Consider the following 2,431-nt stretch of genomic DNA (forward strand, 5'->3'; position numbering starts at 1 on the left):
ATTGATGTCAACTAAGTTTTTTATTTCGTTTGTCGCTTTCGACGTTGTTGTCATCGGCGACTTGTTCTATATTACACTCCATTTATACAATCGTCAATACGTTTTTTAAAAAAATTATATTTTATAAATTTCATTTACATATTTCTTCTATAGTTATATACAAGCAACCCATAAAACTCTCTATGGGTTGCTATCCAATAATAAAGACTATTGTTCTTTTGACGGCACTGAACAACTTCCATCAGTACAAGAAAGATCGCTTCCACCATCTGCTGAAAGTTCCTGTAACTTCGGTGCAGGATTCTCTTCTTCCCAAACTTGCTGAAGTGCACCAACAAAAGTTTCAAGTGGTTGCGCACCTGAAATAGCATACTTCTGATTAATAATAAAATAAGGTACTCCCGAAATTTGATATTGCTGAGCAACCGCCTCATCAATTCTAACATCATTGGCATACGCATTTTTATCATTAATAACATGTAAAGCTTCTTGCTTATCTAAACCTGAAGCTTCAGCGATAGTAGCTAGCGTATCCACATCACTCAAGTTCTTTGATTCAGTAAAATATGCAAAAAGAAGATTTTCTGTAATCTCCTTTTCCTTCCCTTGATCCTTCGCAAACTTCGCTAGACGATGCGCATCAAAAGTGTTCGTTGGCTTCATCTCATCAAAATTAAAACTTAAACCCATACTAGCTGCATGATTTCCTAGTTGTACATTATTACGCTTAGCTTCTTCAATACTAATCCCATACTTTGATGCAAGCACTTCATTAATACTCGTTCCAGAGTAAACGGGAGTATTCGGATCTAGCTCAAAACTTTTAAACTCAACTTCAACATCCTTCTTATGCGGAAATTGCTCTAAAGCCATCTCTAATCTACGCTTCCCAATATAGCAAAATGGACATACAAAATCTGACCATACTTCAATTTTCATATTAACACCTCTTTAAAACTTAGTTTTCAATCATTGTAGCACTGAGATTAAGGAATTCAAAAGTTTTTGCTCTATTTCCTTCTATAGTACATACAAAAATATACTTATAGCAGAATACCTAATTAGAAAAAAACGATAATCAAAAGGGCAGACTATTCCCCTCCGATTATCGTCTATAAAAATGAAACAACTTTAATTATGCCGGAATATACTTCTCTACGAATTTCCATACAGTATTCCAATATTTATTTGAATCTACTTTCTCCGCTTCCCCATGCCCCGCACCTGGAACAATTAACTTCTCTTTTTCTACTTTTGCAGCATTATACACCTGATCTAACATTTCAAAAGGAACAAATGTATCAGCATTCCCATGGATAAATAGCATAGGTGTTTTACTTTTCTCAACTTGTTTCACAGCTGAAGCCTCTTCTAAATCATATCCCGCCCTCAATTTAGTAACTGTATTGGCCGCATTCATAACAGGAAACTTCGGTAAGTGGAATAAATCTTTTAGTTGATACGTAAATTCATCACTAACAGTTGAGTATCCGCAATCTTCAATAATAACTTTAACGTTTGAAGGTAAATCTTCGCCTGAAGTCATCATTACAGTTGCTCCCCCCATAGAAATACCATATAGAGCTATTTCAGCATTAGGATCTTTCTTTAAAATTTGTTGAATCCACAGTAGGACATCTTTACGATCATGCCAGCCCATACCAACATAATCCCCTTCACTATTTCCATGTCCACGAAGGTCTGGCGCTATGACATTATAGCCTCGTTCATAAAAGTTCCGAATATATTTCGTCATTTCTGATGCTCTGCCATTATATCCATGAACTACAATTGCCCATTTATGACTAGATGATTCATTCATATATTCATAACCTTTTAAATTCAGCTTATCGAAAGAACGTATAGTTAATGTGTTCGGTTTATATTTCGATACAAAATCCGCATTCTTTTTTTCATTCGTAGCCAATACATCTCCCGATGCATTCACTGTTTCCGCCAAATGAGGGTTATCTTGCAAAAATTCTTTTTCTTGTTTCGCATTCAATGCGTAGTTATAAAAATAATTCCCAACTAACATATACGCGATTGTTAGAAGCACTAAAACTACTATAGTAATCATACCTATCTTTTTCATATTATCTCCTTTTTCCAAATTAAATCTCTTATGTTAACGTACCTCAAAAACAACTGTACTATTTTAACATACCGGTGAATCTTATCTATAAGAAATAAAATAGAAAATCTTAAATTACATATTAAAAATCACGAAAGAAACAGAATAAAACTTATATAGATATGTAACCAAAAATCTTAAAAGAATAGGGAGTTCTTTAAAATCCAGGTAGTATTTAGCATTGAAAAGAAGTTATAAAACACAAAAAAGACGAGTCATCCTGACTCGTCTTAAGCTTGCTTGGCGACGTCCTACTCTCACAGGGACAAGGTCCCAACTACCATCGGCGCTAGAGAG

Annotated in this window: 2 protein-coding genes; both read right to left on the reverse strand. The window is 34.6% G+C overall.

Annotation, left to right across the window (positions count from 1 at the left end; genetic code table 11):
* Nucleotides 1-207: 207 nt before the first annotated feature.
* Complete coding sequence (locus JDS95_RS30305; protein WP_000687921.1) at nucleotides 208-939, reverse strand: DsbA family oxidoreductase; 732 nt, start codon at nucleotides 937-939, stop codon at nucleotides 208-210.
* 196 nt (nucleotides 940-1,135) lie between these two features.
* Nucleotides 1,136-2,095, reverse strand: coding sequence for an alpha/beta hydrolase (locus tag JDS95_RS30310; RefSeq protein ID WP_002156179.1), 960 nt, complete (start codon nucleotides 2,093-2,095; stop codon nucleotides 1,136-1,138).
* Nucleotides 2,096-2,431 lie beyond the last annotated feature (336 nt).

Source organism: Bacillus cereus group sp. N24, assembly GCF_016483345.1.
Lineage (GTDB): Bacteria > Bacillota > Bacilli > Bacillales > Bacillaceae_G > Bacillus_A > Bacillus_A toyonensis.